The organism is Phytoactinopolyspora endophytica, from assembly GCF_004138495.1.
In the GTDB taxonomy this organism is placed as follows: Bacteria; Actinomycetota; Actinomycetes; order Jiangellales; family Jiangellaceae; genus Phytoactinopolyspora; species Phytoactinopolyspora endophytica.
In genome coordinates this window covers 54,576-59,586 of sequence record NZ_ML142860.1, presented here as the reverse complement: position 1 = coordinate 59,586, position 5,011 = coordinate 54,576, and the positions used below count along the sequence as shown (strand labels likewise).

At 68.9% G+C, this 5,011-nt stretch carries 4 protein-coding genes; all 4 read left to right on the top strand.

The window, feature by feature from the left end:
* Nucleotides 1-171: 171 nt before the first annotated feature.
* Entirely contained in the window at nt 172-1,281 is a 1,110-nt protein-coding gene (locus ELR45_RS21525; protein ID WP_129668188.1) for a zinc-dependent alcohol dehydrogenase, read from the top strand.
* 100 nt (nt 1,282-1,381) lie between these two features.
* Nucleotides 1,382-2,407 (top strand): amidohydrolase family protein, encoded by a 1,026-nt coding sequence (locus ELR45_RS21520; protein WP_129668187.1) that lies wholly within the window; start codon nt 1,382-1,384, stop codon nt 2,405-2,407.
* Nucleotides 2,408-2,582: 175 nt separating this feature from the next.
* Entirely contained in the window at nt 2,583-4,376 is a 1,794-nt protein-coding gene (locus ELR45_RS21515; protein WP_129668186.1) for an ABC transporter substrate-binding protein, read from the top strand.
* A partial coding sequence (locus tag ELR45_RS38640; protein ID WP_205857002.1) for an ABC transporter permease occupies nt 4,373-5,011 on the top strand: 639 nt, incomplete at its 3' end. The genes ELR45_RS21515 and ELR45_RS38640, both read left to right, overlap by 4 nt.

Below are 5,011 nucleotides of genomic sequence, written 5' to 3'. Positions count from 1 at the left end.
GCCGGCGCGCGGAACGCGGGCATCTCGATGGTCGTGCGCAACTTCGCGGACTGGTCGGGCACCGCTGTGCCCGTCGGCGTCCCGGCCGGGTTGGCGCATGCCGCCCGCTGACCTCCACGCAGCGCCTGAGTCGAAACGACAGAACGCTACCGAGAGACAAGAGGATCACTGATGACCCAGATGGTACGCGCCGCGGTGCAGACCGGCCCCCGGCAGATCGAGATGCGGGAGTTCCCGCGTCCCGCGGTCGGCCCCGACGACGGGCTGTTGCGGGTCGAGGCGAACGGGATCTGCGGCAGCGACGTGGAGATCTACCGCGGCCACATGGGCAAGGCCCGCGATCCGTTCATCCCTGGGCACGAACCGCTCGGCATCATCGAGGAGCTGGGCGAACGTGCGGCAGAGCGCTGGGGCGTCGAGGTCGGCGATCGTGTCGCCCTGGAGGTGATCGTGCCCTGCCGCGCGTGCGAGGACTGTCTCACCGGGCGCTATCAGGCGTGCCGGTCCCGCAAGTACGGACACGGTGTCACGGGCGTCGACGTGGCACCGAGCATCTGGGGCGGCTTCGCCGACTACATGTACCTCTCGCCTACGTCTGTGATGCACAAGATCGACAAGAACCTGCCGGCTGAGATCGCCGCCATGTACAACCCGCTCGGTGCGGGCGTGCGGTGGGCCGTGGACCTGGGCGAGGTAGGTCTCGGCGACACCCTGCTGGTGCTCGGCGCCGGCCAGCGTGGCATCGCCGCGGTCATCGCCGCGAAGGCGGCCGGCGCGAAGACGGCCATCATCACCGGACTCGAGCGCGACCGGCACAAGCTCGAGGTCGCACGGGAGCTCGGGGCGGACCACACGATCGTCGTCGACGGCGACGAGGGCCGCGACGTCGTCGAGGCGGTCACCGAGATCACCGACGGCCGGATGGCCGACGTCGCCCTCGAGGTGACGCCCATGGCGGCGCAACCGATCACCGACGCCCTCACGTCGGTGCGCCACGGCGGCCGGGTGGTGCTTGCCGGTCTCAAGGGGCACCGAGAGATACCGCTCGTCACCGACATTCTCATCAACCGGGGGCTGACCGTTAAGGGCGCCTTCGGTGTCGACGCCACCGCGAACGAAAAGGCGATCTCCCTGCTCGAGTCGGGCCGGTTCCCACTCGAGAAGCTCCACACGCACACCTTCGGTCTCTGCGAGGTGGGTCTGGCCATCGACACACTCGGCGGCGATGCCGGTGACGGGTCGGCGATCCACGTCTCGGTCCACCCGGACTCCGGTCGCTGAGGGGCCACGACGGGACGACGCGGGGGAAACGCCCCGGCCGCCTGGAGACCGCAATGGAGCGAAGCAGTCCGAACCCCATCCCGATCCATGAGGAGCAGCGATGATCGTCGACGCACACGCCCATTTCCTGCCGAGCGACTACCCCGATGACGCCCCGGGGTGCTTCCCTCGCATGGAGCCGATCGAGGGCAGCGGCGACCGGCTGCTGGTCTTCGGCAAGACGCGGTTCCCGGCGAAAGAGGTCTTCTTCGCCGCCGAGCGCCGCATCGAGGCGCAGGACGCCTCTGAGGTCGAGGTCGAGATCGTCAGCCCCATGCCGCCGCTGCTGCGCTACGACCTCCCCGCGGCCGACGGGCTGGCGCTCGCGCGGCACGTCAACGACTTCGCCGCGGAACTGACCGCGTATGACCCGCGCCGGCTCATCGGCCTCGGTATGGTGCCCTTGCAGGATCCCGACGCCGCCGCGGGCGAGCTGTCGGCGATCGCCGAGCGTGGCCTCGCCGGCGTCGAGATCGCGTCGAACATCCTGGGCAGCTCCATCGGCGATGAGAAGTTCCTGCCGTTCTTCTCCGAGGCCGAGCGCCTCGGCCTGTCGATCTTCGTGCACGCGATGCCATCGCCGACCGATCGGCTGCCGGCGTCGGCGATGGGCACGTACGTCGTCGGCATCGAGGGGATGTACGCTGCCGCGTCGCTCATTCTCGGCGGCACCGCGGCGGCATGCCCGGACCTGCGCGTCTCGTTCAGCCACGCCGCCGGCGGTTTTGCGATGTCGCTGCCGCGGGCCGGCTACTTCTGGGGCGGATCCTGGAACGAGGAGCCACGCGATCCGGAGCGCGCCGTCATGCCCGACGACGGTCCGTCGCCGTTCGAGTACGCCCGGCGGTTCTACTACGACTCGATGGTGTTCGACCGCCGGGCGATCCGGTATCTCATCGACCTGCTCGGGGCGGATCGCCTGCTCGTCGGCTCGGACTTCCCGGCGATGCCGCGCGAGGATCCGGCCGCGAAGACGCTGCGGTCGATGGACCTGCCCGGCGACGAGTGGAACGACATCAGCTGGCGCAACGCGTTCCGCTGGCTCGGGCGCGAGGCCGAGGTACCCGCCGTCATCGCTGCGCGCTGACGTGCGTACGGCGTTGCCGTAACGGCTTGAGCCGGTTTCTCCCGCCCGACGGAAGTCCCATGGATCGCCTACCTCGCGATCGGACAGACTGCCGAACACAACAGGTCGCCTCCTAGCCGGCCCCGGATCGGCCACAGGGCTGCACCATCGGCAACAGCTCACAGGGGAGCATGTCATGAGAAGGAAAGCGAAGGGCAACTTCACCGGCGGACGTATCCCCCGGGCACTCGCGCTTGTCATGGGCCTTGGCCTCGTGATCACCGCCTGCGGCGGAGACAGTGGCGGAGGCACCGGCGAGGCCGGCTCCGACGCCGGCGGTGAGGTCGGCGAGCCACAATCGGGCGGCGAGCTCACGGTGCTGCTCGACTCCGGCTTCGCCGGCGGCTGGGCGACGGGTCTCGACCCGGCGACGAGCAACTCGACCGGCGCCAATCTGCCACAGAACGCCGCGATCTTCGGCGGACTGTTCACGCTCGAGGCGGATGAGGACGGATCGAACGCCCGGATCGAGCCGAACCAGGCCGAGAGCTTCGAATGGTCGCAGGACGGCCTCACCCTCACGGTGACGCTGCACGACGGCATCGAGTTCAGCGACGGCACGCCGTTCGATGCCGAGGCGGTGCTGTGGAACTGGATCCGCGAGCTGAGCTCCGGCAGCACCGGTGCACCCATCATCGACCTCAACCTGAGCATGGACCCACCCGAGCTCAGCGACGAGTTCATGGACAGCCTCTGGGACGCGCTCCCCGAGGACGTCGACCGCGACGTCGTCATGCAACGGCTGGGTGCCATCCGCGTCGTCGACGACCTGACGCTCGAGCTGAACTTCAACACGGTGAACGGGGCGCTCCTGAACGGCTTCCCCGGCACGAACATGAATCTCATCGGCTCGCCGACGGCGTACGCCGAGATGGGCGCCGAGGCGTTCAGCGTCGAACCCGTCGCCGCCGGTCCCTTCACGGTCGTCGACAACAGGCAGAACGAGCGCCTCCAGCTCGAGCGCAATCCGGACTACTTCAAGGACGGGCTGCCGTATCTCGACGCGCTCACCTTCCAGTCGGTCGCGGGCGACCAGGTGCTCTACCAGACGCTCCAGGCCGGGCAGGGCGATGTGATCGAGGGTATGAGCGACGTGACGCTCATCAACGAGGCGCAGAACAACCCGGAGGTCGACGTGCACCTCGGGGTCCCGACGTCGCCGTACGTCATCCAGCTCAACACACGCCAGCCGCCGTTCGACGACAGGAGGGCGCGCGAGGCGATCTACTACGCGACCGACTTCGAGACGATCCAACAGGGTCTGTTCGGTGGTGACGGCGAGATGAGCCAGTCGTTCACCGCGTCGGGCGGCCTGTTCCACCAGCCCGACGTCGAAGGGTATCGGGAGTACGACCCCGACCAGGCCCAGCAGCTCGTGGACGAGCTCGGAGGTCTCGAGGTGGAGCTCGGCACCACCGACCTCTCGACGGCGCGCTCGGTCACGACCGCCCTGCAGACGCAGTGGCGCGAGGCCGGCATCGACGTCACGATCGATTCCAAGCCGCTCGGCGACGTCATCACACAATTCACGAGCGGCGACTGGGAGTCGATGCTGCAGACCGCAGGCGCGTGGGATCCCGCCAGCGGAATCGGCGTGCAGGTGCGGTTCGGTTCGACCTCGCCGTTCAGCGGCACGCCGTTCCCCGAGGGCGCGTCCAACGCGGATGAGGCGATCGCGAACGACCTGGCGACGCCGCTCGACGACCTGCTCGACGGTGCGATCGCGACCATCGATCCGGACGAGCGCGAGGCTGCCTATCAGGAGATCGCCGAGTACATCTCCGACGAGGCGTACGGGCCGTTCGGCATGGCGTTCTCGCCGGCGCAAGTCGTGCGCGACGGTGTGCACGGACCCGGCCTGACGATGCCGATCCCGGCGCTCGCGGTGAACACCGGTGTCCTCTACGACAGGGTGTGGGTCGAGCAGTGACGACCACCGCGCCGGCCGATTCCGACACCCGCGCTGAGGGGCACGGTGGCCTCCTCGGGCGAGTGTCCGGCTCGCCCCTTCTCCGGCTGATCGCCAAGCGCGTGCTGGTCGCGATCCCGCTGCTGTTCGCGATCAGCGTGCTGGTCTTCGTGTTGCTCGAGGTCATGCCCGCCGACCCCGCGCGCAACCAGGCGGGCATGGACGCGACCGAGGAGGAGGTCGAGGCCGTCCGCCAGACGATGGGGCTCGACCGGCCCGCGCACGAGCGGTATCTCGATTGGCTGTCCGGCGCGGTCACGGGCGACCTGGGCCGGTCATCGGTGAACGGCCAGCCCGTCACGTCGCTGCTGGCCGAGCGTCTGCCCGTCAGCCTCGAGCTCGTCTTCCTCGCGTTCGTCGTGTCGATCGGCATCGCTCTGCCGATGGCGATCCTCGCGGCCCGCAAGCCAGGCGGCCTCTTCGACCGCATCGTCATGGTCGGCGCGATGACGATGCTCGCCATCCCGAACTATGTGCTCGCGCTGCTGCTCGTCCTCGTGTTCGCCGTGTCGCTTCGGATGCTTCCATCGATCGGGTTCGCGCCGATCGGGGATGGCCTCTGGCCCAACCTGCGGTCCGTCATCATGCCGGTGCTC